We start from the raw sequence: 25,965 nt of genomic DNA, 5'->3' as shown, positions 1-25,965 counted from the left end.
GTGCTTCTGTGGATTGTGGTGGCTGTATTGTTCCTGCTCGCTTTTGCGGGTTTGTTTATTCCTGCCCTGCCGGATGCGCCGCTGCTATTGGCGGGCTTTGTCGTCTACAGTTTCTTTATCCCCGCGGCGGCTCCACTGGGAGTTTCGTTTTGGGTCACGGTGATCATTCTTACCCTTCTTCTGTTTTTGGTCGATTATCTTTCTTCCAGTATCGCCGTGAAAAAGTACGGGGGCTCCGTCTGGTCCGTTATCGCTGCGATTGTGGGGATCATCGTTTTCCCCTTCATCATCGGTCCGGTCGGAATTATTGTCGGACCGTTTGTGCTGGTGCTTTTGCTTGAGTTCATCCTGAAAAAATCTTGGGGAGAAGCCTTTAAAGTGGCCTTTGGCACCTTTGTCGGCTTTGTCGGCGGAGTGTTTATCAAATTTTTGGTGATGACGGGGATGCTGATCTGGTTTTTCGTCCGCATCGGCATTTCATAACATGAAGAGCCTGGGAAACCGGGCTCTTTTTATTATAAAAAAGTCCGGCAGGAGGCAAAATGAGCACATCAATATGCGCACTTAATCATGTCAATTTTTATTACATCGCTTGACTAATAAACCTGACATGAATACAATTAAAGTATGGAAAGCAGCCTGAGGAAAGGAGGCGGCCGTCGATGAGTGTACGCGATGAGCTGAGGCGGAATATGCCTTTGTTTCCCATTGGAATTGTAACAAAGCTGACCGAACTTTCCCCGCGTCAGATTCGCTATTACGAACAGCAGGGATTGATTCGCCCGGAACGAACCAAAGGGAATCAGCGGTTGTTTTCATTTAATGACGTGGATCGGCTATTGCAGATTAAGTCCTATCTGGAAAAGGGGCTTAATCTGGCCGGAGTGAGAGAGATGTTTAAACAAAATCAGCAAGTCCTGGAAGCGAAGAGAGAAGTGGAGCGGGTGAAAAAAGAACTTACCGAGCGGGAACTGCGCCGGATGTTGAAGCAGCAGATCATCCATCCGAACCGCCCGGGGCAAATTCCTCTTACACATGGAGAGATGTCGCGCTTTTTCCGCCATTAATGCTTCCCTCCTGCTTCCGGTGTCATAAATAAATTGTGAAGGGAGAACGACACAATGGCAAAATACACCAAAGAAGATATTCTTGGGATTGCCGATCAGGAAAAGGTTTCGTATATTCGTTTGACATTCACCGATTTGCTGGGAACAATCAAAAACGTGGAAATTCCCCGCAGCCAGTTGGAAAAAGCGCTTGATAATAAAATGATGTTTGACGGATCTTCCATCGAAGGATTTGTGCGCATTGAAGAATCGGATATGTATCTGTATCCCGATCTCGATACTTGGGTGATTTATCCCTGGGGAAATGAACACGGAAAAGTTGCCGGACTCATTTGTGATATTTACAATCCGGACGGCACACCGTTTGAGGGCGATCCCCGCGGAATTTTGAAACGCGCCTTGAAAGAAGCGGAAGAAATGGGCTTCACCGCGTTTAACGTGGGCACCGAACCGGAGTTCTTCCTCTTCAAAACCGATGAAAAAGGTGAACCTTCCCTTGAATTGAACGATAAAGGCGGTTACTTTGACCTTGCACCGCTGGATCTCGGGGAAAACTGCCGTCGCGATATCGTGCTTACTTTGGACAAAATGGGATTTGAAGTGGAAGCGTCTCACCACGAAGTGGCACCGGGTCAGCACGAAATCGATTTCAAATATGCCAATGCGGTAACGACTGCCGACAATATCCAAATCTTTAAGTTGGTGGTGAAAAACGTTGCCCGTCGTTACGGTTTGCATGCGACCTTTATGCCGAAACCGCTCTTTGGGGTAAACGGGTCAGGGATGCACTGCCATATGTCCCTTTTCCAAGGGAAAGTGAACGCCTTCTACGATGAATCTGACGAGCTCGGTTTAAGCAAAACCGCACGTCATTTCCTTGCCGGTGTTTTGAAACATGCCCGTGCTTTTACGGCCATCACCAATCCGCTGATTAACTCGTACAAACGTCTGGTGCCGGGCTATGAAGCACCCTGTTATGTTGCCTGGTCGCCGAAAAACCGCAGTCCGCTGGTTCGGGTTCCGGCTTCCCGCGGACTCAGCACCCGGATCGAAGTTCGTTCTCCCGACCCATCAGCCAACCCGTACCTGACTTTGGCGGTTCTGCTCAAAGCAGGTTTGGACGGCATTAAGCAACAACTTCCGTTACCGCAACAAACGGATCGCAACATCTATGTGATGGATGAGCAAGAGCGCCGCGATGCAGGAATTGACAATCTGCCGGCCAACTTGCAAGAAGCCTTGGTGGAATTGCAAAACGACCCGGTTATGGTTGAAGCGCTCGGCGAACACGCCTTGGCTCATTTTGTGGAAGCGAAAGAAATCGAGTGGGATCTGTTCCGCACCACTGTTCATCCGTGGGAACGCGAGCAGTATATGTCCCTGTACTAAACGGAAAAGTGTACGGCAGAGGTCGAAATTTATTCGATCTCTGCTTTATTTTTGGTTGGATATATCAGAATATTATATATAATTATTAAGGGGACAATCTTAATAAAAAATTTTTTTCGGGGGATATGATGGAGGTCAAGTTTGGTTCAGTGGCAAAGGATTATGCCAGATGGCGCAATGATTTTCCTGTTGAAGTATTTAAGCAGCTGGAAAGTTTTGGCGTGCGGTGGGAGGGGAGAAAGATAGCGGATCTCGGATGCGGAACCGGGGTACTCAGCCGGGAACTGGTGAAAAGAGGAGCGCAGGTTACCGGTGTTGACCCTTCCCCTGAACTGCTGGCTGAAGCGCGAAAGGGGGAGGAGGGAAGCCGGATCTGCTATATCTGCGCGACCGCGGAAAACAGCACTCTTCCGTCTGCTCAATATGAGATGGTCACAGTATTGCGGGCATGGCATTGGTTTAACCGGCCGCAGGCGATCAAGGAGGTGAAACGCATATTAAAGGAAGGCGGACTTTTCATCGTGATGGATTCGCGTTTTGATCTGTCCAAGCAAAATCCCTTGCTCCGGGATACTTTTGTGATGGCAAAATCGTTCTTGCCAAAAGATGCAGTCGATAAACCGGGATCCCGCAAAGAAGAGAAGGAAAGGCTTCTCGGGTTTCCGCTCAGTTGGTTCAGTGAATGGGAAAAAGCGGGTGGCTGACGGCGGGCTGGGAGTGGGAATATTCCATCGCCTTTTCGCATGAATACTGGTTGGGGAGAATCCGTACTCTCTCTTGGTACACGCTGTTATCGGAAGCGCAAAAACGGGAGATTTCAGACAGGTTGCAAGAATTGCTGGCGATCCGTTATCCCGATGAACCGATCAGCGTTCCGCATGTCTGTTCGGTGGCGGTCTTAAAATACCTTTAACACCGGATAAAAAAGGGAAAACGGAGGTTTGGCCCCTGTTTTCCCGGGTATCAGAGCAGCGGGGTCAGACTCGGCAATAACAACACCCACACCAGGGTGATGAAGGCCCCTATGATCATGCCCAAACTGGAGAAAGTTCCTTCCAGCTCTCCGAATTCAAATGCTTTGGAGGTGCCGGTGCCGTGTGCGCCCATTCCCATCAACAACCCCTTGGCAATCGGGGATTTTAAGGAGAGCAGACGAATTAGCAGCGGGCCCAGAACCACCCCGGACAAGCCGGTGATCATGACAAAGACGGCAGTCAGGGAAGGATTGCCGTGCAAGGATTTGGCGTATTCCATTGCGATCGGTGTCGTTACTGAACGGGGGATGATACTGATCACCATCACTTTGCTCAGCTGGAACAGGATGGCGAACAAGATTGAGGTGATGACAGCCAAAAATGAGCCAATGCTCAAGCTGATCAAAATCTCTTTTAAATATTTCCTGAGCAGATCCTGGTATTTATACATGGGAACGGCGAAAGCGACCGTGGAGGGGCCGAGCATGTAGGTCAAGATCCAGGTTCCCGAAGCGTAGGTGGAGTAGGAAATATGGAAAGTCTCCAGGATGATGATCAGGATGAGCGGTGTGACAATCACCGGTGAAAACAGGACGAATGTGAGCTTGGAGCTGATTTTTTGGCTTGCCACGAAAATCGAGATGGTGAGGACGAGTAAAAATATCTTCAGCAAAATTTCATTCATCAGGCTTTTCCCTTCTTCCGCTTTTGCAAAAATTCGGCGACTAGGCCGGTAATGCACATGACCGCGATTAAACTGATCCAGACCGCGCCGGCCATCCTGAGCCCTTCCACACCCATGATCTGCGGAAACTGGATAATGCCGACCGTGGGAGGAATGAAAAAGAGCAGCAGTTCGGCCAACAGCCATTTTGCGCCTTCTTCGACCCATTCCAGGCGAATGATGCGAAGTTTGAGCAGGAGAAACAGAAGAGCCAAACCGATTATGCTGCCGGGCAGTTTTTCCAGTCTGAGCAAATGCGCAATGCCTTCCCCGCACAGATAAACGAGATTGATCAGCAAGATCTGGCCTAAGACAATCCATATTCTCATAATCTTCACCTTTCTGATGCATAAGAAAAGGAGCTGAGTCAGCTCCTGTGGAAAGATCATACTTATAAGGTAACGAGAATAAATCTATTCGTAAAGAATACATCTTTTATTATAACTATGCCTTTTAGTTATGATTGAAACGATGATTTTTGATCAGGTTGATTAGGGTTTGCGCCGCATAGGAGATATAGCGGTGTTTTTTGACGATGATCCCCAGGTTCCACGGGATGGCCGGATTTATGGGGATGATGCGGAGCCGTTCCGTTGGTAATTTGGCACACAGCGATTGCGGGAAAATCGCGATTCCCAGGCCGGTGGCAACCAGTTCGGCGATGAAGTCCCATTGCGAACTCTTGTAGGTGATTTTTGGCTTGAAACCGGCTTTGGTGCATTCGTGCCAGATCCGCTCGTACAGGGCGAATTCTTCGCTGAGAAAAATAAAGGATTCGTCTTTGAGCTCGGACAAAGAGACGACGGACTTGCCGGCAAGAGGATGCCGGCGGTGAGTAATCAGCCTCATTTCCTCGGAGACGAAAGGAATCACATCGAATTTACAGGAATCAACCGGAAGCATGGCGATGCCCACATCGAGGATTCCGCTTTCAATCCCCTGTGCCACCTTTTTCGAACCAAACTCCATCAACTCCAGCTGGATGCCGGGATAGTGCCGGTGCAGCTTCTCGATGATCGGAGCGAAGAAGATGGTTCCGGCAATCGGCGGAAGTCCGAGGGTGACGTGCCCTTTGTTCAGGTGCATCAAATCGTAGAGCGATTGGGCCAGATCATCAATGGAGTGGATGATTTGCTGTGCCTGTTTGCGAACGATTTCCCCGGCGTCGGTCAGTTCGATCTGTTTGGTCGAACGATCGATCAGGGTGACTCCCAACTCATCTTCCAAACTTTTGATCATCTTGCTGATGGAGGGTTGTGACAGGTGCAGTGCCTGGGAGGCCTTGGTAAAACTTTTGTGCTTGGCTACAGCGAGAAAATATTTTAATTGGCGTATGTCCAACGATCGATCCTCCTGGTTGTTATCGTTCATGTCTTATTGAACCTATTTTACCGATGGAAAACGGATTGCAAAAGGTTTTGGTGAGGAGCGGATGAATTTTGCGAAAAGAATTGGATCAGAAAACAGCAATTGTAACGGGGGCAGGCAGTGGAATTGGTTGGGCGATTGCCCGGAAATTTGCCGGGGCCGGAGCGAAAGTGGTGATTGCCGACATTAATGAAAAAGCCGCGGAAAAGGCGGCGGACAATCTCGCGGCACAAGGCTTTACAGCAGTGGCGGTTCCCTGCGATGTGACGGATGAAAGCCAGGTGGAAACGATGATCTCGCGCGCTGTCAGCCGTTTTGGCCGTCTGGATATCCTGGTCAATAACGCCGGCATTCAATTTGTTTCCAATCTGGAAGATTTCCCGACGGATAAGTTTGAACAATTGATCCGGATCATGTTAATCGGGCCGTTTATCGCCACGAAAAAAGTGTTTCCCATCATGAAGGAGCAGAAATTCGGCCGCATCATCAACATGGCCTCGATTAACGGCCTGGTGGGGTTTGCCGGAAAAGCGGCATACAACAGCGCCAAACACGGCGTGATCGGCCTTACCAAAGTGGCTGCGTTGGAGGGGGCCACGCATGGGATCACGGTAAATGCACTATGCCCGGGTTATGTCGATACGCCGCTGGTACAAAATCAGCTTAAGGATCTGGCCAAGACAAGAAACGTTCCGTTGGACAAGGTAATGGCAGAAGTGCTGTTTCCGCTTGTTCCGCAGCAGCGCTTGCTTGACCCGGAGGAAATTGCCGATTACGCGCTCTTTTTAGCCGGCGAGCGGGCCAAAGGAGTAACTGGACAAGCAGTCGTCATCGACGGAGGCTATACGGCCCAATAAGGGCGGGAACAAAGTGCATGCCGCAAAAGAGGATGATCAAACAGATCAGAAAAAATTAAAAATGTTTCCCCAAAACACGGAGAGCAGAATGGTGACAAATTGAAACAGGAGCATGAGCATTACGTTGCCTCCTTTGTGGCAGGAGTGATCCGTTTTGTTCGATTTATATGTGGTTTATCAGACAGGGGTGTCGGGGAAACGAGGAAAGGAAGAGTATACACTTGCAGAAAAAGCCGGCTCCAAACCCATGGAACCGGCTTTTTACCATCTATGATTATTGTTGCTGCGCGGTGCTGCTTTGCCGGCCGGGGCTCGGAAGCAGAATGATGACGAACGCGATCACGGCGAGAATGAACGCGACTCCGAAGGGGAATGTCGGGCTGATGGCGTGAAGTACACCGGACAAGACCGGAGCGACGCCTGCACCGAGCCAGCGCACGAAGTTGTACACCCCGGAAGTCACACCCCGTTCATAAGGAGAAACTTCCATGGCATAACTGGTGAATAACGCGTTGTTCAGTCCCGAAGCCAAACCGGAGAGAATGACGAGAATGATTTCAACCCAGATATTTTTGATGAAAAAGAGCAAAAGCAAGAAGACTGCAAACGCGATTAAGCTGTAACGGAGAAGAAACTTGTAAGAGTATTTTGCTTCCAATTTGTGAGCCAGTACGGCAGATCCATAAGCCAAGCACAGCCCCCATCCGAAGAAGACCAGTCCCAACTGGATCGCAGAAAGGTTCAGCACCAGCGGGGAATAGGCCAAAACGACAAAGAAACCGTAGTAATAGAGCATGGCTGAGATGCCGGCTTGCAAAAACGGACGGAAGGAAAGCAGGTGGGCCAGCTCTTTTAAGCCGGCTTTTCCGCGGCGTTCCATGTTCGACGGTTCATAAACGAAAAAAGAGACGAGCAAAAAGGCTAAAAAGATCAGGATACTGGTGGCAAAAAAGGGAAACCGCCAGCCGAAACCACCGAGAATTCCCCCGACCAGGGGACCGCCGGCCATGCCAAGTCCGATTGCGGCTTCATATAATCCGACTGCTTTGCTTACGTCGCTGGACAATGCGATGAGCAAAGTCATGGCTGTGGCGAAAAAGAAAGAGTTCCCCAATCCCCAGCCGGCACGAAAAATGGATAATTGCGTGATGGTGCCGGAAAGGGCGCAACCCAAAGAGAAGACGGTCACAATGGCCAACCCGATGATCATCATTTTTTTGTCGCCCAGTTTTCCGGTCAAAAGCCCGGCAGGAATCATAATGAAAGCCATTGTAAAAATATATGCGGTGAAAAGCATTTCGACCTGCCAGTGACTTGCTCCAATCTGGTCGGCAATCACCGGCAACAGTGGGTCGACGACGCCAATTCCCATAAAGGCGAGAAACGTGCCGAACACGGTGATGTTTCTCGCCCGCTTTCGTTTTTGCTCCGATAACTCCATATCACTCATCTTCCTTTGCAAATTGATTTAATTGGACTTTGATTTTTTGCTGCAACTCAGTGAGTTCCTGAGTGAACTTTTGCATGCGCTCGATTTTGGCGTGGAGCATGTGGATTTGCCCGGACAAATGTTTTTTGATCTCCAGCAGTTCCTCGGGGCCAAAGCTGCCATACTCCGTATGATTTTGTTCAATCATTTTCTTCAGATGGAGAAACTGCTGCAACTCCTGCAAAGAAAAACCCAAAACCTCTTTGGCGATGAGTACTCTGCGGATTTGTTCGATATCTTCATCCGTATACAGGCGGATCTTGCCATCGCTCCGTTCGGGTGGGGGGATTAACCCTATTTCCTCATAATAGCGCAAGGTGCGTTTGGTCAAACCGGTGATTTTTGCGACATCGTCAATTTTGTACCAATTCATGTCCAGCCCCCTCAACATTCTCCTACTATATCGATTTTTAACGTTCACGTCAAAGTAAACTATTTCTCAAAAATAGACTGTATTTATAGTATCAGCATAATTAACCCGCGATTACTTCGATTTTCTAATATTTTTGTTGTCGAAAATTATCAGGTGTCCGACTGCAGCAATGAAAAAGACCGCATGATCGCGGTCAAAATAATGCTTTTGGCAAAGTTGGCGGTTGTCACCGAGCCCTTTCGCTTATTGTGAATTGGCCGGTCAAAGGGACACCGTCTCTCCCGAGTATCCCGACACTTTCATCTCCGGGCCGGTTTTTTGGGTCATGACCGTTTTCTGATCTTGCCTAAAGGCTTAAAATACGTGATCAAGGTCATGAGGGCCATCGCCAGAATATTGAACAGGGAAACATTGATCAGCGACAAACTTGTCGTTTGAAATTGATGATGATGAAAGGAGCCCAGACCGAAGAGGGCTGCATGTTCCAGGAGAAAAGAGAGCCAATTATTCAAAAAAAAGATGCCGATCAGAATGATAAAAAGGGTCAAGGCAAACTTGATCACAACCCAATAGTGTTTGAACAGGCCCCATTGCGTCCAGACTGACAGCAGAATGCCGGAGATGAAGGCCACCAGAGCCGGATAGCGAATCAGTGTGGCATCGATGAGATGCATGTTGGCCAGCGTATAATAAAGCTGTTCTCCGTCTTCCGCCTTCTGCATGTACAGTCCCAGCAAAAGCATGCAGATCGCCCCGCCGAACCAGGCTATGACGGAAAGGACATGGATCGTGACCAGTAAGTTCTTTTTCCGCAGATTAAGTCGATAAGCCATGATTGAATCCTCCGTTTTTTGTACTTCTGATTTCCGTAACAAGGTTCTGCAATCCATCATAAAGGAACGGGAACCCTGCTGGAACCTGCCAAAGTAGGATTCAATCTCAGACCTAAGACTTACTTTTTACCCGGATCATCCGCTGCAGCGTCTGTGCAAACGAAGCGGCCGACTCCAGCCCGGCCCAAAACAGTTTCATCTCCGTTTCCAGCTCTTCCATCACACCGGCATCCGGAAAGAGTTCATGCAGGAAGTAGCTGTTTTCCACCTGACGGTTGGTGATATTGATCGATTCCAGAAACGGACGGTCCCAGACCTGTTCGTTTACATGTTTCAACACGGACAGAAAATGGGCAGTGCGGCTCATCTTCTCCTGTACATCGGACCGGAGTGCAGTCGAGATGAACTCTTTTGCCAGGTCGGCCGATTTGCAGGCGGTGGGGACGATCAACATGTTGGCCAAAAGCAGAGTCGCCTGATTGTCACCGAAAGGCAAAGGAGCCACTTGCGGTTCAAAATCCATTTGTTCGCTGCGCCAGCCGGCCATCTCCAGGGTGGTGGTCAAAACCATCGCCGTTTTTCCGCGCACAAACGCATCTGAGTTGGGATGGTGTGTTTCCGTCTGATGAATGGTCGCCACCCGGTCGCGATACAACAAGTCGTGCAGAAAGTCGAAGGTTTCGACCAGACGCTCTGGATGCTCCGCCGGGTTTGTCGGGCTGATTCCTTTTTGCAGGGCGAACACCGGCCAGCGGCTGAACGAGGAAGAGAGGGAAATTCCGTATAAATCGATAATTCCGTCACCATTGGTGTCCCGTGTCATTTTTTTTGCCGCATTTACAAATTCGGATTGTGTCCAGGCGGATGCCGGTTCGGGTACTCCGTAGCGTCTGAACAATTCCGGGTTGTATGCCAAATAGACGGTCGAAAAGGTGACCGGGGCGGCTTTGATCTCTTTTTGACGGCGAAACGCCTGAATCACTTTGGGATACATGGCCGGTATTCGATTGGCCAGGAGAGGCTCCAGATCAGCGAAGGAATCTAGATTGTCCATCTCGGCGAACTGCCGGTCGGAAACGAAAACGAGGTCGGGGTCAAGCCCCATTTCCCTGCTTGTCCGCAACGATTCCCAGAAATAAAAGGAAGGCAGGCTGAGCACTTTCACATCAACATGAGGATGTTCCTGCAAAAAACGTTCGATAATGACCGGCAACCCGTTATCGACAAAAAAAGAGGGGGAAGGAGCCAAAATACGAAGAATTCTCCGCTGTTTTTCCGTAATTTCCAGATCAGGGGAGACCATGGTTCCCTGGCCGGGTTTTTTGACAATCAGTCCTTCTTTCAGCAGTTCATCGAGCGATTTCCGTACCGAAGTACGGCTTAATCCATAAAATTTGCACAATTCATTTTCGGAGAGCAGAAATTCACCGGGTTTGATGTATCCGGACAAAATTTGTTCCCGCAAAATGTTTGCGAGTTTCAGGTAACGAAATTCTTTTTCTCTGCGCATGCCAATTCTTCTTTCTGAAAAAGTCTGGGTAAAAGAAATAATACAGCTATGATACTGCTATCATAGTTGTATCATTCCTGCACCTGAAATGCAAACAAGGTTTTGAAAATTTATCATTCTCTGCGGAAATCGATTCTCTTGTATGATGACGCTTCTTCTTTTTCCGGAGTAATTTCGACGGGGCATGAAACGGAGGGAGTTCAGGACAGTAAGCGGATCTTGCCGGGATTGATTCATTGGGAGGGGACAGATTGATCAAGACAATTATCTTGACTAACATAAAAATTCATGATATTTTGAATTATATATAGATACAAGTAGCATACAAGTTTTACTGATCAGGAAGAAAATACTGTGTTATGAACTTTGCAAGCCCTTTCATGATGTGATATTCCTGCCCAAATCCGCCCTGTTTCCAGTACGGTGCCGGTTGTTTGAAAGACGCAATACGTCGTTGTTTCACAGAGCTAATCTCGCTGAACCAAGGCGGAAGAGTCGTGGTTTCCGACTCTGTCTTGACCCATGCAAAGGCTGGCGCTTCATCCTTTCAGTCTCCGGGGCCGGCGATGTTGTTGCCATGGAAACACTGTTTGTTGCTTCGGGGGGATTCCTCTCATGTTTGTTCTGATCTTCTGTCGTTACCAGGTTGCAAGATAAAATTTACGGACAGGGGAGAGCAGAATGAGGAAAGGACTTTATTGGCTGTTTATAATGGCTGTCATTCTCGGGATGGTGGTGAACATTCGTCCGCCCTTGAAAGCAGCAGCGAAAACCCCGCCGGCCAGCAGCAATCAGCCTTTTAAATTGGCTGATTATTCCGGGTTTATACGGGAAGCCCAGCCCCGGGCCGATGGGATCCGGCACGTGGATACTCCGGCGATGATTGAAAAACTGAAAGTATTAAATGTGAATACGTATTACTACCTTCTTTGGTATCAACCGACCGATTGGGACGACTTCAAAGATGAGTTTTTGCCAGCTGCCAAAGATGCCGGCATCAACGTTGTTTTGTACCTGGTTCCCCCTTCGGAGTCGACAGGCAGCCGTAAATCGTATCCCTATACCACCGACTATGTGGCATGGGCAAGGGCGATTGCCGAACTTTCCCTGAAGTACCCCAATCTCATCGGGTGGAGCATCGATGATTTTAACCAAAACCTGGACACTTTCACTCCTGAATATATGGCGCAAATGCGGGAAGCCTCCAAAATCATCAATCCCAACCTTTGGTTTATGCCGTCGTTTATGCCGGTGATGTATTTCCCGGCCCTGACGGAGGATTTTATGCAAACGCGGGGGGATTACATTGACGGGGTGATCATCGCTTACCGGGATGATCCGTACCGCAACACCTCCATCTGGTCGACGGAGCAGGAACAAATCGACGCGGCGTACAACGTGTTGAAACCTTATCATATGCCGCTGATCTGGATGGTCTATACTTCTTATCTGACCAGCACCCCGTCCAATCCGTCGGTAAAATATGTCCGCGAAACGGTGCAGACGGCGGCGAAAAATCTGCGGACGGGCAAGCTGGCGGGAGTGATCACGTACGAACTGGAGAAGGAGTTTGTTCAGGAACTGGCTGACCACAAAGCTTTCAACGGTGACGGGTACATGAGTTTTTTCGTGCCCGCAGCGGTTCGCACGAGCGCGGGAAACAGCGTCTCTGCTTCGCAAATCATCCATCCGGACGGTTCCGGCAAGTATGAGCTGTCGTTTCGGACGATGGCGGAAGGCCCGAAGCTGGCCGGCTATCATTTCAGACAAGTGCTGGTGGATGACCAGGTGGTCTGGGAGCAGGATGTGGCGCAAAACCCGGTCAACGGTCAGTGGGACAACGTGAAGCTCGATCTCACTCCTTATCTCAAAGGCAAGAAATGGGCCAAGCTGACGATTCGTCTTTATGAGAAAAACGGTGTCACCAATTACTGGGACAACGTCGGGTTCGACCGTTTTGAGCCGAATGGGTTCACGCTGGAGAACGGGGATTTTGAATGGAAAGGCGGCTGGGACATTTCCAGCAATTATCACGGGATGATCGGCGAAATCCTCATTTACGACCCGAACCGTCGGCAGAAGGCGTTTGAGGCTGTGGAAGCGGCTTACGTTTCCAGCGCTTTGTATGATGAAGTCGCCCGTTCCAATCTCAACATCGGGATCAGGCAGAGCCTGCTCGTCCAGGCAGACAAGGCGATTGATGCCTATTTTGCCGAGTATAACCAAACGGCGATCCTGATGCTCCACGCTTTGTCCAATGAGATACATGCTCTGGCCGGCAGACAGATTCCAAGGAAAACAGCGGAAAGCTGGATCGACAAGATCGAACGGCTGAAGCAGCTTTACCGATTGAAATTGGAATGAGCGGATCAGGAGGGATGAAGATGAGAACAGGCAAGGTGGCCGCTTGGATGCTGATTTTGTTGTTATGCCTGGGAACGGTTGCAGGGTGTTCAAACTCTGCCGCACCTGCCGGCAAGTCGGGGACGGTTGAGCTGGAATTCTGGACGATCAATCTGAAGAAAAATTTCTCCGGCTATATTGAAAGCTCCATTCAGGAATACGAAAAAGCTCACCCCGGAGTCAAAATCAAATGGGTGGATGTTCCCGGTGCGGATGTGACGGAAAAATTGTTTACGGCGTTGTCAAGCGGGAAAGCCCCCGATGTGGTCAATGAGACAACAGACGGGATGTCCATGTTGCAAGGTTATAACGCATTGGAACCAATTTCCGATTTGGTGGGGAAAGAGAAATTGACTCCGTACATTGACGGTCTGGTCAAAAGCGTGACCAACCGAGACGGAAAGGTAATGGCTATTCCCTGGTACCATGCGGGCCCGCCGATCGGCTTGATCAATACCGAACTGTATAAAAAAGCAGGACTCGATCCGGACAAACCGGCGAAAACCTGGGATGAACTGTTTGCATACGGCAAACAGATTCACCAAAAACTGCCGAATGTCTACGGATCGAACGACTTGCCCGTGTTTGAGGCAATGGTCACCGAAGGGCTGCCGATTTTAAGCCCTGACGGGAAAAGGGCGGTGTTCAATTCCCCGGAGCACGTGGCCTTTGTGGAAAAATTTGTCCGTGCGTACAAAGACGGAGCCATTGCCCCGGGAGCGATTGTAAAGGATGATCGCCAGTTGCAACAAACCATCGACAATCAGCTGACGGCACAAGTTGGTTTGGCGGGGTCTTTCCAGTTGAACAATTATGAGAAAAACGCGCCCGGCGTCATTCCCAAACTGAAAGTGGTTCCGCCAGTGACCAAAACAGGCAAGGTGGCAGTAAAAGATATCCAGCTCTTCGTCATTCCCAAAAAATCAGAGCATCCCAAAGAAGCGGCCGACTTTGCCCTGTTTATGACCAGTGCGAAGAAGCAATTGGAGTTTTGCAAGATGGTGCCGATCTTTCCGTCAACCAAAGCGACGCTGCAGGATCCCTTTTTCACTGATTTTGAGGTGAAAACCATCCAGGACCAGGCCCGCAAAATGATGGTTCAATACGCCACGAACATGACACTGTCCTATTCGGGAGTTCCCAAAGGGGAAGAATTGCGCGAATTTTACCTGGAACAAATCCGGGCGGCCATGCTCGGAAAGAAATCAGTGAAAGATGCGCTGGACGCCGCAGTCAGACACTGGAATGAAGCCCTGGCCAAGCAATAACCTTGCAACAGAGAACAGGCAGCAGAATAGGTCGATCTGCTGCCTGATTCCATGAAAGGGGGATATAAAGTGGCCGTTGAAACTGTTCCGCCTCCTGAATATTCGGGCTCGAAAAAAAAGAGAAAGAAAATCCCTCTGCTTCCTTACCTGTTTTTGTTGCCGGCACTCGCTTTGTTTTTCACTTTTGACTATTTGCCCATTTTCAGTGCTTTTTACTATTCCTTCACCGAATTTCACGTGATCTCCCCCGCTGAATGGGTGGGCTTGGAAAATTACCGGACGCTGCTGCACGACCCGCGGTTTTGGACCGCAGCCAAAAATTCAATGACCTATTTTCTCATCATCGTTCCCATGCTGATCACGCTTCCCTTGTTCCTGGCGATTCTCGTCAACCAGAAATTGCGGGGGATTCAACTGTTTCGGGTGATTTATTATTTGCCGGTGATCACCTCGATGGTGGCCGTGGCGATCGTCTGGAAATATTTATACCACCCGGCGGGGTTGTTAAATGCCATTCTTCAGGAGCTCGGCCTGCAAAAAGAAGCGGTCAACTGGCTGTTAAACCCCCGCACGTCCCTGCCTGCCGTCGCTTTGCTTGAAGGTTGGAAATCGATGGGGTTTTACATGGTGATTTACCTTGCCGGGTTGCAGTCGATCGCTCAGGAACTGGTTGAGGCCGCGAGGATCGACGGCGCCAACCGGTTGCGCGTTTTGTGGCATGTGTATTTGCCCCAGCTGAGGCCCACCATCGCCGTCACTCTGGTGCTGGCCACATTGGGCAGTGTGCAGATGTTTACCAGTATTTACATCATGACCGGTGGCGGGCCGCTTGACAGCACCCTGTCGCTTCCGCTCTACATTTATCAAAAAGCGTTTGTCGAACTGGATATGGGCTATGCGACCGCAATGGGCATGGTGCTCTGGCTGATTTTGATGATTTTGACATTTATCAATTTCAAACTGTCAAGAGGGGGGCAGGTCTGATGAGTGTGAAACGCAGGCGCGGTTGGCTGCGTGCCGTGAAAATGACGTTGATGTATCTTCTGCTGACCGTCATCGCGGTTATTTTTATCGGGCCTTTTTTGTGGCTTCTTTCAACCGCGTTCAAATCGAATGGCCAGGATGTCTTCACCTTTCCGCCCGACCTGATTCCGAAGCCGCCGGTTTGGGATCAGTTTGTGGAAGCGTTGACGGTCATTCCGTTCCCGAGATATTTGCTGAACACCTTCATCCTGATTGTGATCATGGTGCCCGCCCATCTGTTTCTGACCTCTCTGACGGCCTATCCGCTGGCGAGGATGACATTCCCGGGCCGGAACCTGATATTTTACGCAATCATCGGGACCATGTTTTTTCCGGAAGAGGGAAAATTGGTGCCGTTGTTTATCATTGTGCAAAAATTGGGACTGATTGATTCTTGGTGGGGGTTGATCATTCCGGGACTGGTCGGGGGATTTTCCGTTTTTCTCATGCGGCAAGCCTATCTCACCATTCCGAAAGAGCTGGAGGAAGCGGCCATTTTGGACGGCTGCGGACCGTTGCGCCTGTGGTGGAGCATCATGTTGCCCCTGACCAAACCGACGCTGGCGGCATTGAGCGTCTTCTCCTTTATTTCTGTTTGGAACTCGTTCATCTGGCCGTTGATCGTTCTGAAGAATGATCATTTGTATCCGCTGGCGTTGGGACTCGCTTACCTCTCCGGCACCTTTGGCGATGATGTGCGGGCGATGGCTGCTGGAACGGTGATTTCCCTGGTTCCGATTATCGTCTTCTATCTGCTTATGCAGCGCTATTTCGTTTCCGGAATGCAGGGTGCGATCAAACAATAGGAGGGAATCAGCTTGCGGTTGGGAGTGATCGGGTACGGAAGGAGAATTCAAAACATCTTGGCCGAAATCGGCAAAATCGATCCACGCTGCCGCGTTGTGGCCATCAACGATATTCGCAACGGTGAAATCAAACAGCAGATGGGAGACCGGGCGGAAGGCATTGCTTTTTTTGACAGCCCGGAAGCGATGGCAGAGGAGGCGGAGCTGGACGGAATCCTGATCGGGACCCGCTGTTCCCGTCATGCGGAGATGGCCTTGCGCGTTTTGCCGAAGGGAATTCCCTTGTTTCTGGAGAAGCCGGTGGCCACCAATGAGCAGGATTTGCTCCGGCTCAAGCAGGGGTTTGAGTCTTCGGCAACCGAAGTGGTCGTCTCTTTTCCGCTGCGGGCAGCGCCTTTGCTCAAGTTGGTGAAGGAGATTGTCGATTCGGGAAAAATCGGTACGGTCGAACACGTGCAGGCGGTGAACAATGTCCCGTACGGCGGTGTCTATTATCACCACTGGTATCGTGACGAGCAGGAAACGGGCGGGCTCTTTTTGCAGAAGGCCACCCACGATTTTGATTATATCAACTATCTGCTGGGGTTGCAGCCGACGATGGTTTGCGCCATGACGTCCAAACAGGTTTTCAAGGGGAACAAACCGGCCGGTTTGAAATGTGCCGAATGCGATGAACGGGAGATTTGCCCGGACAGTACGGTCCATATCCGCAAGTTGCCGCACGAAACGCCGGCAGGCGAATACTGCTGTTTTGCCGTCGATACGGGAAACGAGGATTCCGGAAGCGCGCTGATCCGGTATGAGACGGGGATGCACGCAGTCTATACGCAAAATTTCTATGCCCGGCGAAAGGCTGCCAGCCGGGGTGCCCGTCTGCTTGGCTATAAAGGGACGCTGGAGTTTGATTTTTATGCCAATGCGATTAAGGTTTACATGCACCATTCACCGCGGGTTGAAACTTATGAATTGACCGAAGAGGCAGGTCATTTTGGCGGCGATGCGGTACTGGCCCGCAATTTCATCGAGGTGATGAAGGGAAAGGCGAAGTCGAGCGCCCCGCTGGATGCGGGTTTGCTCAGCGCATGGATGTGCCTGAAAGCACGGGAGTCTGCGCGGACCAATACGTTTCAGCCGATTCTCTGGCCAGGGGGAGTTCGCGCGCACGATTCCGGGGAGGGGAAAGGTCATGCCTGAAATCAAAATCGGCATCATCGGCCTCGATACTTCACATGTTACGGCCTTCACCCAATTGCTGAATGATCCGGATCATCCGCATCATGTGCCGGGAGGCCGGGTGGTCGCAGCTTTTCCGGGCGGTACGCCCGATTTTGAACTCAGTTTTTCGCGCGTCGGGGGTTACACACGTCAACTTCGCGATCAGTTTGGCGTTCGCATCACCGCCACACCGGAAGCCACAGCCGAGCAGTGCGATGCCATTTTGCTGGAGTCTGTCGATGGGCGGGTGCACTTGCAGCAGTTCAAAAAAATCGTGCCATTCGGGAAACCGGTTTTCATTGATAAGCCTTTGGCCCTCAATTCTGCTGATGCCCGTGCCATGCTTGAACTGGCCGCAGAACATCGCGTCCCACTGATGAGCTGTTCTGCCCTGCGCTACGCGGAAGCGTTGACGACTGCGCTCGCTGACGGCGGGCAAGAAGCCGTTTTCGGAGCGGATTGCTATGGGCCGATGCCGCTGGAACCGACACAGCCGGGACTCTTCTGGTACGGCATTCATCCGGTTGAGATGCTGTTTGCCATCCTGGGAAAAGGTTGCCTCGATGTCACCGCGATCAGCAATGACGGGCAAGAGATGGCGGTGGGACTCTGGAAGGACGGCCGCATCGGCACCGTTCGCGGCAACCGCAAGGGAAACAACGGATTTGGCGCCTTGCTTCACCGTCAGACGGGAACGCAGTACGTCGATGTGAACTCCGGCGCAAAACCTTATTATGCCAGTCTGCTTGAGCGGATCATGGAGATGTTTGTGACGGGGAAGCCGCCTGTCGACCCGGAGGAGACGTGGCAGATAATCCGCTTTATTGAGGCAGTGAATGAAAGCCGGCAGACAGGAAGAAAGGTGTCATTATAACGGACACCTGATCCATGGCGGCAAAGGGGAGGCGGTGTAGTGTTGTTGAATTTTGGTCTGGCTTCGATGTTCTACCGATACAGTTGGGGGCATAATGATTGGCTGGAAGCGCAACGGGATACGGCCGTCCGGCACGTGGATCTTGCCTGCTGCCGGAGGGACAGCGCGGCTTTTCAGGTTTTGGTCGCCGCAGATGAGCCGTTTCTTCTTACCGTCAGCACAGATCCCCAGTTTTGGAAAGGAGGACCGCTGCCGGTCATCCGGCTTGATGTCGAACTGGATGCCCCGTTGCAACTGGAAGTTAAATTGATCGGCCTGGTCGAAGATGATGACCGCTGTTTAAAATCTGACGTGTTGCTGGAGAAAAGTTCGTTATTTGTGGAGCGGCGAAAAATTCAGGCTGTGTGGGTGGAGTGCCACGCGACGGAGGATACCCGGCCCGGAATTTATCATGGGAAGATCCGTTTGTACAGCCACACTCTGTTTGAAGATGAAAGGACGGCCGGTGAATGTTCCTTTTCCCTCACTGTGAAAGATTGGATGTTGCCTGAACCGAAGGAATACCAATTTTATCTTGACCTGTGGCAACATAATGCAAACATTGCCAGAAGGTATCAGGTGCCTCTTTGGTCGGACGAACATTTTGCCATTTTGGATCGTTATTTGCACAGCCTGGCCCAGCTGGGACAGAAGGCGGTCACGGCGGTCGTTTCGGAAATCCCATGGTCGGGGCAATACAGTTTTCGGGATCGGGAACCCGCCGATTTGTTCGAGTACAGCATGGTGCGGATCACCCGGGAGACCAATGGTCGGTTTTCTTATGATTTTTCCGCGTTGGATCGTTATGTGCAAATGGCGGAACAACACGGCATTGCCGCGGAGATCGAACTGTTCGGGTTGCTGGGCATTTGGCAGGACGAGGAGGCGGGCTACGGGTCGGTGATGGCGGATCACCCGGATGGAGTGCGGATCCGTTATTATGACCAAAGCTCGTGCACCTTCCGCTTTATCCGCAAACGGGCCGATTTTGACGCATATGTTCAGGCCCTGCATCACCATTTGATCGACAAGGGGTGGATCGAACGGGTTCGTGTCCTGGCCGACGAGCCAAAAGATTTTGCCCTCTTTCAGAAGCAATTGGCCGCGTTGCAGGAAGCAGCTCCGTCTTTTCGCTATAAGTTGGCCATTCATCGCACCGAGTTTATTCAAAAAAATCCGGGACCCATTCATGATTATGTCCCGATCTTGAATTGTGTCGCTGCCGAATACACCCGTCTGCTGGATCTGAAGAGGCAACTTCCGGGAAAGATACTTTTCTACGTTTGCTGTTACCCTGATTTTCCCAACACCTTTCTCTCCTCTCCGCCACTGGAAAGCAGAGTGATCCCCTGGTTGGTGGAGAAATTGCAGCTGGACGGCTTTTTGCGCTGGAATTACACGGTTTGGCCGGAAAGTCCACTGGAGAAACTCTCCTATCGCGCTCCGGGCTGGAAAGCCGGCGACATGAACTTCGTCTATCCCGGTGCTGCCGGAAAACCGTTGCTTTCACTTCGCTACAAATGGCTGCAAAGAGGCATTCGGGATTATGAATTGATGCAGCTTTTGAAGCGCTCCGGACAGTCGGAAAAAGTGGAAAATTTGTTGAACCGGGTGTTCCGTTTTCGGGATGCCGGCGAGCTGCACCCGGAAGCCCGAAAGAAAAACACGGAGCTGTACAGTTTGGAGCCGTCCGATTATGACCGCCTGATCGGCGATCTCTGACATTGAATCTCGGGAAAAAAATCCCGCATACTGACCTGCAAATTTTTCGGAAAAGAGGTGAAAATCTGCTGCCAAAGGCGGAGGAGCAGCAGAGTGTTTCCATGCCGGATATTCGTTTGCTCCAAACGGATGAACTGAAAGAGGCTGTTCAACTTTCCGACCGGATCTTCCGCAAATCCGGCCGGAGGTCGATGGTTGAATCGTTTCCCCAGGTGTTTTCTTCCAGCCTCCGGCAGTCGTTCGGTGCGTTTGCGGAGGGGAAACTGGTATCATTTGTGGGGCTGGTTCCTTCCGTAGTCCGGATCGGTTCGGCGCGATTGTCCGTGTATTCTGCCGGTTCGGTTTGCACGCACCCGGAATATCGCGGGAAAGGCTATGCCGGTGCGGTTTTGCATTGCCTTTTGTCTCATGTAGACAAAGCGGGAGCTTCCCTGTTGCTGGTGTCCGGCTATGGCCCGTTGTACAGGCGAATGGATTGTGTTCGCTTCGGAGCGGTTTCCCGTTTTACCATCGACCCGGATTCCGCAGCTGTCATCGCCAGGAAACCGGAGATGGCAAATGTCCGGTTCAGGGAACTGGAACCGGCGGATTGGTTTTCGTTGGCAAGATTGGCCGGGCTGCGCGAAGTTTGTTACGAGCAGAGCCTTTGGGATATAGCCAACCTGATCCAGGCCCGGGCGATGGCCGATTGCCTTAAGCTACATCACAAGGTGTGGGTCGCAGAGCGGGAAGGGCGGGCGGACGCTTTTGTCACAGTGGGCGTTCCTGATCAACCAAATCCGGAGCAGCCGGCGCTTGCCATCGAATGGGCGGGTCACCCCCGTCTGATTGCAGGAACGCTTGCTCATGTGTTCCGGTCTGAACAAATCGGCCGGTTGGATGTACCGGTTCCATGGTACGAAACGGAGCTGCTTGAGGCCTTGTCTCCCGCGCAGCATCAATCCGAGCAAAATTTGGGAACCGTCCGCATCATCAATCCGGAAAGGCTGATCAGTCAGCTCCGGCCTTATTTGTGTGAGAAAGACCGGCGCTCAGGTGAAAGTTTGCGGGTTTGGCAGCAGCCGGACGGCCGGATCAGGATCAGCTGCAACGGTCAGGATGATGTTCTCGATATCCGCTCGTTCGCGTCGCTGTTGTTTGACCCCGAACCGCATGATACGGGCAAGCCGGGTTTTCGATCGGCCGTGCAGAAATTGTTCCCGGTTCCGTTTCCCTATGCCGGCGGGCTGAACTATGTGTAGGAATCGGCGGAAAAGAGCGTACATGAGATCAGGCGCGGAAGGAGATGTTTCAGTCCCAGGCCGCTCATGCCGCTTTTCACGGAAGCCGGGAAAACTTACCGAATTTTAGAAGTCTCTCTTTTGCAGAATTTGTCACGACAGGTGGATTTGGAATCTTTATAATTCTGAATAAATTGACAATTTATTTTCCTAATTTTATAATACAAGTATAATACATGTATTAATTTATTGTATAAAATCGATATTTACAGAATGATATAACTCACGGAAAGACAAACAAAATCAGGAGAGAAAAGGAACCGGATCAACTGTCGGGAGCCTCGGACGGGAAGAGGGGCCCGGTTCGGCTTGCCGATGTTAATTTCATGCAAAAGGTGGATTTGGCGATGAACATGGCGCGTGTAGGAGTGTTACTGGACCGGAAGGCGGCTGTGCGCCGGTGGGAATACGGGTTGAATGTTTTTCAGGCCTATATCGGCGAAATTTTGGCTCATGCGGGGATCCCGTTCAAATGGGTGGACGGGGTGGAACAGCTGTCTGAACAATCTCTCGATGTTTTGATTGTCGCCCTGGAACGCAAAGATGCAGAAACTGCTTCCGGGATCTGGAATTTTGCCGAACGGGGAGGGACGGTGATAGCCTGCGGGAGGCTTTCCTGCCTTGCCGGACGGCTTGGGTTTTCCGAAGGAAGGACGCTGGGCCCGGGTTATGTGCAGTTGCCGGCGGAATGGGGGGCCATGAGGCCGCTGAGGTTTTTGCAGGCTGCTCCCTGGATCGCTGTGGAAAAAAATGAGCATTTTTGCCGCGGGATCGGCCGGGTTTTCAGGGATGAGCCGCATGGAGAGGAAAGCGGGGCCGCTTTGCTCCAATTTCGGGTGGGCAAAGGTGTGATCGATCGCTGGGCCGTGGAGATCGGAGAGACGGTTGTCGGGCTTCAGCAGGGGAGAGGGCCGGTGATCGAAGACGGAATTCCCGCCCCGGACGGAACCGGTTCTGTTGATGACGGAATCCTGAAAGCGGACGACCGCAGTGAAATGGACTGGGAGTTGGACCGCCGGAGAACGGAATCCGGAACTCCTTATTTTGCTTGGCCGTATGCCGATTGGTGGAGAGAAGTCCTGATCAGCCATTTGTTGAGGAGAGTGACTGGCCGGGGGATGACATTGCCTTTTCTCGGGTACTGGCCCGCCGGAATCTCGCATGTGGCGATGCTTTCCCATGACAGTGACCTGAATGTGGATGAGTCGGCCGAAGTCACCCTTTCCGTGCTTGAGGAGTGTGGGGTGAAATCCACATGGTGCATGCTCGAACCGGGATACAGCCCTCGTATTTATCAAAAGGTGCGGGCGGCCGATCATGAATTGGCCTTTCATTACAACGCGCTGGAGCAGGACGGTGGCAAGTGGGATCAAGCGGAATTCCGGCGTCAGCTCCGCTGGTTGAAAGAGGAGACGGGTCTTGAGACGGTCACTTCCAATAAGAATCACTATACCCGTTTTGAAGGCTGGGGAGAATTGTTTCGCTGGTGCGAAGCCTGCGGCATTATGTCCGATCAGACGAGGGGGCCCAGCAAAAAAGGAAACGTCGGTTTCTTGTTTGGCACATGCCATCCTTATTTTCCGATCGCCTGGTCAGATGAGAGAAACCGCATCTATGACGTGCTGGAAATCGGCTTCCTGACACAGGATCTCGATCATTTCCGTTTGGCTGACAGCAGCCTGATCGTCCCGTTTCTCGAGCAGGTGCGACGTGTGCAGGGGGTGGCCCATTTTCTGTTCCATCAGGTTCATATTTACCGGCAGCCGCTGGTGCGCGAGGCCTTGCGCAAAGTGGTCGCCGAGGCAAAACAACGGGGATTCGTCTTCTTGACCGGCAAACAGATCAACGATTGGGAACGGGCCCGCCGCAGAGTCCGGATCGAGGGCATGAACGCAGACGGTTCTGTTTGCCTGTCCAGTGACACCGACCTGGACGATCTGGTGATATGGGTTCCTCTTCCCCGCTCTCATCTACGCCGTTCAGACGGATCTGCGGTAATGAAATTCGGGGTACCCTGCGTCAGGAGAGTGGTGACTGTCAAAGCGGGGGGCAGAAATCAAAGCCGGTGAGACAACGAAAAAAGATGGGAGAGATCCGCAATGAATAAACGCAGGTTGGCGTTGCACGGCGGACCGAAAGTGAAGACATCGCCGTTTGGCACAGGCAAACGTTTTGGCGTGGAAGAAGAGAAAGAGCTGATGGAGGCGCTGGAACAAAATACGCTGTTTTACCATCACGGAAAAAAAGTAAAGCAGTTTTTGCGCGATTTTAATAAATTGTACGGCGTGAAATACAGTGTGGCCACCTCTTCCGGTACGGCTGCCATCCACGTGGCGCTGGGAGCGGCCGGAGTAAGCGTGGGAGATGAGGTGATCACGAGCCCGATTACCGACCAGGGCACGATAATCGGGATTCTTTATCAGAATGCGATTCCGGTGTTTGCCGATGTCGATCCTCATACGTACAACATGGACCCGCAATCAATCGAGTCCCGCATCACTTCACGGACCAAGGCGATTCTGGTCGTCCATCTGGCCGGCAATCCCTGCGATATGGATCCGATTATGGAAATTGCCCGCAAACACCATTTGAAGGTGATTGAAGATTGCGCACAAAGCTATCTGAGCCGGTACAAAGGGCGGCTGGTCGGCACGATCGGGGATTACGGATGTTTCAGCACGAACGATTTCAAACATATCTCAACGGGAGACGGGGGAATCGTGACGGTCAACTCGGGAGATGAGGAGGAGTATCGCGTCGTTCACGCTTTTGCCGACAAGAATTATCAGCGTTTCGCCGGACAGGTGCAGCGGGATCTGTCCTATCTGGCCCCCAATTACCGGATGACCGAATTGCAAGGCGCGGTCGGTGTCGCCCAACTCAGGAAACTTCCCTGGATTTGTGAGAGAAGGCATCAATATGGGGAGCGTCTCAGCAAAGGCATCCGCGGTTTGCCGGGGGTGCAGGCTCCCCGGGTTTACGAAGGCGGCTGGTCCAGCTATTGGTTTTACATGTTCCGCCTCGATCTGTCAGCTCTCTCCTGCAGCCGCGAAGAGTTTTCCCGGGCATTGGCAGCGGAAGGGATTCCCAACCAGCCGGGCTATATTCCCGAAGTGATTTATTTGCAGCCGCTATTTCAAAAGAGGCAGGCTTACCTGAACAGTCATTTCCCGTTTGACCTGTCCGATGTTGCTTACCCTAGGGGGCTCTGTCCGACGGCGGAGCAGATTTTGCAAACGGCGATTCGCGTTGGCATCAGTGAGTTTTTCAGCGAACAGGATATCGAGGAGATGATTGAGGCGGTTGGGAAAGTGGCATCTTGGTACGCGCATTGAGGGGGAGCGGAATGATTCTGAATTGTAGCGCCATGGGAAATGAATGCAAGGGGGCTGCGCCGATCAAGAGGATGAGGGGCGGCGGGAACGTCGGCGCGGGAGAAACGGAATGAGGGCGATGCTGGCACTGGGAACGGCCAAAGTGGACATCACTCCGCTCAAACCGGTTCCTTTGGCCGGTTTTATGAAACGGGCCGGGCCTTTTGACGGAATATCGCAGCCCCTCTACGCCAGAATTTTGTTTTTTGAACAAGAGGAGATCCCGGGCCGGAAACGGGCTGCAGTGCTCGTATCGGCGGACATTATCTGGTGGGGCCAGGAATTGACGGCAAGGTTGCAACACCGGTTGGCAGAAAGGTGGGGAATCCGGGAACCGTTTGTGATCCTGCATGCCACTCATACCCATTCCGCCCCGCAGACCACTTATCGCTTTACCCCTTCGTTGGGCAAACCTGATTCCGGGTATATGGAAAGGCTGGAAGAACGGGTCTTCGCGGGAATTGAAGCGGCAGCCGGCAGGGTCGAACCCGTGATGGCGGAGCGGGGAAGAGGGGAGTGTCATTTCGGCATTCATCGCCGCAAACGGATCGGCGGCAGGATGGAAATGGCCCCCAATCCGGACGGGCCGGCTGATCCCGAAGTGAATGTGGTGCGCTTTTATACCCGGTCAGGGCAGACGAAAGCGGTGCTTGTTCACTTTACCTGTCATCCGACCACAACGGAAGAGAATTTCGTTTCTCCCGAGTATCCCGGCGTGGCCATGGAAAAAATCGAGCGCAGTTTGGACGCGGAGGCAGTGGCCGCTTTTTTGCAGGGATGTTGCGGGGATATCCGTCCCGCGTTGGTCAGGTCAGGGCGATTTTATCGGGGAAGCAGGAAAGAAGTCGCCATGCTGGGGAACACACTTGCCAATGAGGCGATCCGCCTTTTGCAGCAACCGATGGAATCGCTTCGGCCTTGCCGGTTGACGGGAAGAACGGCCAGCATTTCTTTGCCTTTTCAGAAGTTGCCGACAACGGCCGAGTTGGAGCAGGTGAAAGATCAGCCGACCGTGATAGGGGAATGGGCGAGATTGCTGTTGCAGGAACCGGAACGGATTCGCCCCGGCATCCCGCTGAAGATCAATTGGCTGAAGCTTGTGGAAGGATTGTCACTGTTGACGATGAACGCGGAGATCGTAGTGGAATACGGGCTGTTTGTCAAACGGCAGTTAGGCGGTTCTGTGCTGCCTGTTCCATACAGTAACGGGATGATCGGTTATGTGCCGACAGCCGGGCAGGTGGCGGAAGGGGGCTATGAAGCGCGGGATTCGCTGTTGTACTTCGGGTTGCCCGCTCCGTTTGCCCCTTCGATCGAAGAGGAGATTTATTCGGCCATTCTCAATCTGATAGAAGAAAAATAAACGGGGGAGTTCAT

The 25,965-nt window shown here is 51.6% G+C and carries 24 protein-coding genes; 17 read left to right on the top strand and 7 right to left on the bottom strand.

Annotated elements, in window-relative coordinates:
• From I8U17_RS07945 to I8U17_RS07925, 5 genes are all read left to right on the top strand, one after another.
• Positions 1 to 483: a DUF456 domain-containing protein gene (locus I8U17_RS07945; RefSeq protein ID WP_370589228.1), complete on the top strand. Its 483-nt coding sequence runs from the start codon at positions 1 to 3 to the stop codon at positions 481 to 483.
• Between the two features lie 179 nt (positions 484 to 662).
• Positions 663 to 1,067, top strand: coding sequence for a MerR family transcriptional regulator (locus tag I8U17_RS07940; RefSeq protein WP_033099695.1), 405 nt, complete (start codon positions 663 to 665; stop codon positions 1,065 to 1,067).
• A gap of 54 nt (positions 1,068 to 1,121) precedes the next feature.
• A complete protein-coding gene (glnA, locus tag I8U17_RS07935; protein ID WP_033099696.1) occupies positions 1,122 to 2,456 on the top strand; it encodes a type I glutamate--ammonia ligase in 1,335 nt (444 codons plus the stop codon).
• A 128-nt stretch (positions 2,457 to 2,584) separates the two neighbouring features.
• Positions 2,585 to 3,160: a class I SAM-dependent methyltransferase gene (locus I8U17_RS07930; protein ID WP_198059246.1), complete on the top strand. Its 576-nt coding sequence runs from the start codon at positions 2,585 to 2,587 to the stop codon at positions 3,158 to 3,160.
• Positions 3,139 to 3,369 carry a hypothetical protein gene (locus I8U17_RS07925; protein ID WP_198059245.1) on the top strand — a complete coding sequence of 77 codons (231 nt, stop codon included), beginning with the start codon at positions 3,139 to 3,141 and terminating at the stop codon, positions 3,367 to 3,369. Before I8U17_RS07930 ends, I8U17_RS07925 begins: the two co-directional genes overlap by 22 nt.
• Before the next feature lie 50 nt (positions 3,370 to 3,419).
• Here the strand turns inward: I8U17_RS07925 and I8U17_RS07920 are convergent, their stop codons facing one another.
• From I8U17_RS07920 to I8U17_RS07910, 3 genes are all read right to left on the bottom strand, one after another.
• Positions 3,420 to 4,115 carry an LrgB family protein gene (locus I8U17_RS07920; RefSeq protein ID WP_033099698.1) on the bottom strand — a complete coding sequence of 232 codons (696 nt, stop codon included), beginning with the start codon at positions 4,113 to 4,115 and terminating at the stop codon, positions 3,420 to 3,422.
• Positions 4,115 to 4,483 carry a CidA/LrgA family protein gene (locus I8U17_RS07915; protein WP_033099699.1) on the bottom strand — a complete coding sequence of 123 codons (369 nt, stop codon included), beginning with the start codon at positions 4,481 to 4,483 and terminating at the stop codon, positions 4,115 to 4,117. Before I8U17_RS07915 ends, I8U17_RS07920 begins: the two co-directional genes overlap by 1 nt.
• A gap of 124 nt (positions 4,484 to 4,607) precedes the next feature.
• Complete coding sequence (locus I8U17_RS07910; RefSeq protein ID WP_198059244.1) at positions 4,608 to 5,495, bottom strand: LysR family transcriptional regulator; 888 nt, start codon at positions 5,493 to 5,495, stop codon at positions 4,608 to 4,610.
• 98 nt (positions 5,496 to 5,593) lie between these two features.
• Between I8U17_RS07910 and I8U17_RS07905 the strand changes: the two genes are divergently transcribed.
• On the top strand, positions 5,594 to 6,379 hold the full coding sequence (locus I8U17_RS07905; RefSeq protein ID WP_370589227.1) for a 3-hydroxybutyrate dehydrogenase: 786 nt from the start codon (positions 5,594 to 5,596) through the stop codon (positions 6,377 to 6,379).
• A gap of 274 nt (positions 6,380 to 6,653) precedes the next feature.
• Here the strand turns inward: I8U17_RS07905 and I8U17_RS07900 are convergent, their stop codons facing one another.
• From I8U17_RS07900 to I8U17_RS07885, 4 genes are all read right to left on the bottom strand, one after another.
• Positions 6,654 to 7,820, bottom strand: coding sequence for an MFS transporter (locus tag I8U17_RS07900; protein ID WP_052153955.1), 1,167 nt, complete (start codon positions 7,818 to 7,820; stop codon positions 6,654 to 6,656).
• A 1-nt stretch (position 7,821) separates the two neighbouring features.
• Positions 7,822 to 8,241: a MerR family transcriptional regulator gene (locus tag I8U17_RS07895; protein WP_033099701.1), complete on the bottom strand. Its 420-nt coding sequence runs from the start codon at positions 8,239 to 8,241 to the stop codon at positions 7,822 to 7,824.
• Between the two features lie 323 nt (positions 8,242 to 8,564).
• A complete protein-coding gene (locus I8U17_RS07890) occupies positions 8,565 to 9,074 on the bottom strand; it encodes a hypothetical protein (RefSeq protein ID WP_033099702.1) in 510 nt (169 codons plus the stop codon).
• Between the two features lie 112 nt (positions 9,075 to 9,186).
• Positions 9,187 to 10,584, bottom strand: a complete 1,398-nt coding sequence (locus I8U17_RS07885; protein WP_033099703.1) for an extracellular solute-binding protein — start codon at positions 10,582 to 10,584, stop codon at positions 9,187 to 9,189.
• Between the two features lie 681 nt (positions 10,585 to 11,265).
• On the opposite strand from I8U17_RS07885, the gene I8U17_RS07880 reads away from it, so the two are divergent.
• The 11 genes from I8U17_RS07880 to I8U17_RS07830 all read left to right on the top strand — a co-directional run bounded on the left by I8U17_RS07880 (position 11,266) and on the right by I8U17_RS07830 (position 25,951).
• A complete protein-coding gene (locus I8U17_RS07880; protein ID WP_033099704.1) occupies positions 11,266 to 12,948 on the top strand; it encodes a hypothetical protein in 1,683 nt (560 codons plus the stop codon).
• 20 nt (positions 12,949 to 12,968) lie between these two features.
• Entirely contained in the window at positions 12,969 to 14,255 is a 1,287-nt protein-coding gene (locus I8U17_RS07875) for an ABC transporter substrate-binding protein (RefSeq protein WP_198059243.1), read from the top strand.
• Between the two features lie 69 nt (positions 14,256 to 14,324).
• A complete protein-coding gene (locus I8U17_RS07870) occupies positions 14,325 to 15,239 on the top strand; it encodes a carbohydrate ABC transporter permease (RefSeq protein WP_052153956.1) in 915 nt (304 codons plus the stop codon).
• Positions 15,239 to 16,084 (top strand): carbohydrate ABC transporter permease, encoded by an 846-nt coding sequence (locus I8U17_RS07865; protein WP_033099706.1) that lies wholly within the window; start codon positions 15,239 to 15,241, stop codon positions 16,082 to 16,084. The genes I8U17_RS07870 and I8U17_RS07865 overlap by 1 nt, the downstream gene beginning before the upstream one ends.
• Positions 16,085 to 16,096: 12 nt before the next feature.
• Positions 16,097 to 17,278 (top strand): Gfo/Idh/MocA family protein, encoded by a 1,182-nt coding sequence (locus tag I8U17_RS07860; protein WP_198055772.1) that lies wholly within the window; start codon positions 16,097 to 16,099, stop codon positions 17,276 to 17,278.
• Complete coding sequence (locus I8U17_RS07855; protein WP_198059242.1) at positions 17,271 to 18,173, top strand: Gfo/Idh/MocA family protein; 903 nt, start codon at positions 17,271 to 17,273, stop codon at positions 18,171 to 18,173. Before I8U17_RS07860 ends, I8U17_RS07855 begins: the two co-directional genes overlap by 8 nt.
• A gap of 39 nt (positions 18,174 to 18,212) precedes the next feature.
• Positions 18,213 to 19,934: a DUF4091 domain-containing protein gene (locus tag I8U17_RS07850; RefSeq protein ID WP_235281591.1), complete on the top strand. Its 1,722-nt coding sequence runs from the start codon at positions 18,213 to 18,215 to the stop codon at positions 19,932 to 19,934.
• Between the two features lie 101 nt (positions 19,935 to 20,035).
• The gene (locus I8U17_RS07845) at positions 20,036 to 21,175 is read left to right on the top strand and encodes a GNAT family N-acetyltransferase (protein WP_198059241.1); all 1,140 of its coding nucleotides are present in this window, start codon (positions 20,036 to 20,038) and stop codon (positions 21,173 to 21,175) included.
• A 386-nt stretch (positions 21,176 to 21,561) separates the two neighbouring features.
• The gene (locus I8U17_RS07840) at positions 21,562 to 23,283 is read left to right on the top strand and encodes a polysaccharide deacetylase family protein (RefSeq protein WP_198055775.1); all 1,722 of its coding nucleotides are present in this window, start codon (positions 21,562 to 21,564) and stop codon (positions 23,281 to 23,283) included.
• Between the two features lie 30 nt (positions 23,284 to 23,313).
• Positions 23,314 to 24,549 carry a DegT/DnrJ/EryC1/StrS family aminotransferase gene (locus I8U17_RS07835; protein ID WP_198055776.1) on the top strand — a complete coding sequence of 412 codons (1,236 nt, stop codon included), beginning with the start codon at positions 23,314 to 23,316 and terminating at the stop codon, positions 24,547 to 24,549.
• 109 nt (positions 24,550 to 24,658) lie between these two features.
• The gene (locus tag I8U17_RS07830; protein WP_033099709.1) at positions 24,659 to 25,951 is read left to right on the top strand and encodes a neutral/alkaline non-lysosomal ceramidase N-terminal domain-containing protein; all 1,293 of its coding nucleotides are present in this window, start codon (positions 24,659 to 24,661) and stop codon (positions 25,949 to 25,951) included.
• The last annotated feature ends 14 nt before the right edge of the window (positions 25,952 to 25,965 follow it).

This window comes from Thermoactinomyces sp. CICC 10521, assembly GCF_016055135.1.
In the GTDB taxonomy this organism is placed as follows: Bacteria; Bacillota; Bacilli; order Thermoactinomycetales; family Thermoactinomycetaceae; genus Thermoactinomyces_A; species Thermoactinomyces_A daqus.
The sequence above is the reverse complement of the archived record's forward strand: the minus strand, read 5'-3'. Positions and strand labels throughout refer to the sequence as shown.

Excerpts from the sequence above, each read along its gene's own strand:
- I8U17_RS07940 (WP_033099695.1), top strand. The coding sequence starts at position 663 with ATGAGTGTACGCGATGAGCTGAGGCGGAATATGCCTTTGTTTCCCATT.
- glnA (WP_033099696.1), top strand. The coding sequence starts at position 1,122 with ATGGCAAAATACACCAAAGAAGATATTCTTGGGATTGCCGATCAGGAA.
- I8U17_RS07930 (WP_198059246.1), top strand. The coding sequence starts at position 2,585 with ATGGAGGTCAAGTTTGGTTCAGTGGCAAAGGATTATGCCAGATGGCGC.
- I8U17_RS07925 (WP_198059245.1), top strand. The coding sequence starts at position 3,139 with ATGGGAAAAAGCGGGTGGCTGACGGCGGGCTGGGAGTGGGAATATTCC.
- I8U17_RS07920 (WP_033099698.1), bottom strand. The coding sequence starts at position 4,115 with ATGAATGAAATTTTGCTGAAGATATTTTTACTCGTCCTCACCATCTCG.
- I8U17_RS07915 (WP_033099699.1), bottom strand. The coding sequence starts at position 4,483 with ATGAGAATATGGATTGTCTTAGGCCAGATCTTGCTGATCAATCTCGTT.
- I8U17_RS07900 (WP_052153955.1), bottom strand. The coding sequence starts at position 7,820 with ATGGAGTTATCGGAGCAAAAACGAAAGCGGGCGAGAAACATCACCGTG.
- I8U17_RS07895 (WP_033099701.1), bottom strand. The coding sequence starts at position 8,241 with ATGAATTGGTACAAAATTGACGATGTCGCAAAAATCACCGGTTTGACC.
- I8U17_RS07890 (WP_033099702.1), bottom strand. The coding sequence starts at position 9,074 with ATGGCTTATCGACTTAATCTGCGGAAAAAGAACTTACTGGTCACGATC.
- I8U17_RS07885 (WP_033099703.1), bottom strand. The coding sequence starts at position 10,584 with ATGCGCAGAGAAAAAGAATTTCGTTACCTGAAACTCGCAAACATTTTG.
- I8U17_RS07880 (WP_033099704.1), top strand. The coding sequence starts at position 11,266 with ATGAGGAAAGGACTTTATTGGCTGTTTATAATGGCTGTCATTCTCGGG.
- I8U17_RS07875 (WP_198059243.1), top strand. The coding sequence starts at position 12,969 with ATGAGAACAGGCAAGGTGGCCGCTTGGATGCTGATTTTGTTGTTATGC.
- I8U17_RS07865 (WP_033099706.1), top strand. The coding sequence starts at position 15,239 with ATGAGTGTGAAACGCAGGCGCGGTTGGCTGCGTGCCGTGAAAATGACG.
- I8U17_RS07855 (WP_198059242.1), top strand. The coding sequence starts at position 17,271 with ATGCCTGAAATCAAAATCGGCATCATCGGCCTCGATACTTCACATGTT.
- I8U17_RS07845 (WP_198059241.1), top strand. The coding sequence starts at position 20,036 with ATGCCGGATATTCGTTTGCTCCAAACGGATGAACTGAAAGAGGCTGTT.
- I8U17_RS07840 (WP_198055775.1), top strand. The coding sequence starts at position 21,562 with ATGAACATGGCGCGTGTAGGAGTGTTACTGGACCGGAAGGCGGCTGTG.
- I8U17_RS07835 (WP_198055776.1), top strand. The coding sequence starts at position 23,314 with ATGAATAAACGCAGGTTGGCGTTGCACGGCGGACCGAAAGTGAAGACA.
- I8U17_RS07830 (WP_033099709.1), top strand. The coding sequence starts at position 24,659 with ATGAGGGCGATGCTGGCACTGGGAACGGCCAAAGTGGACATCACTCCG.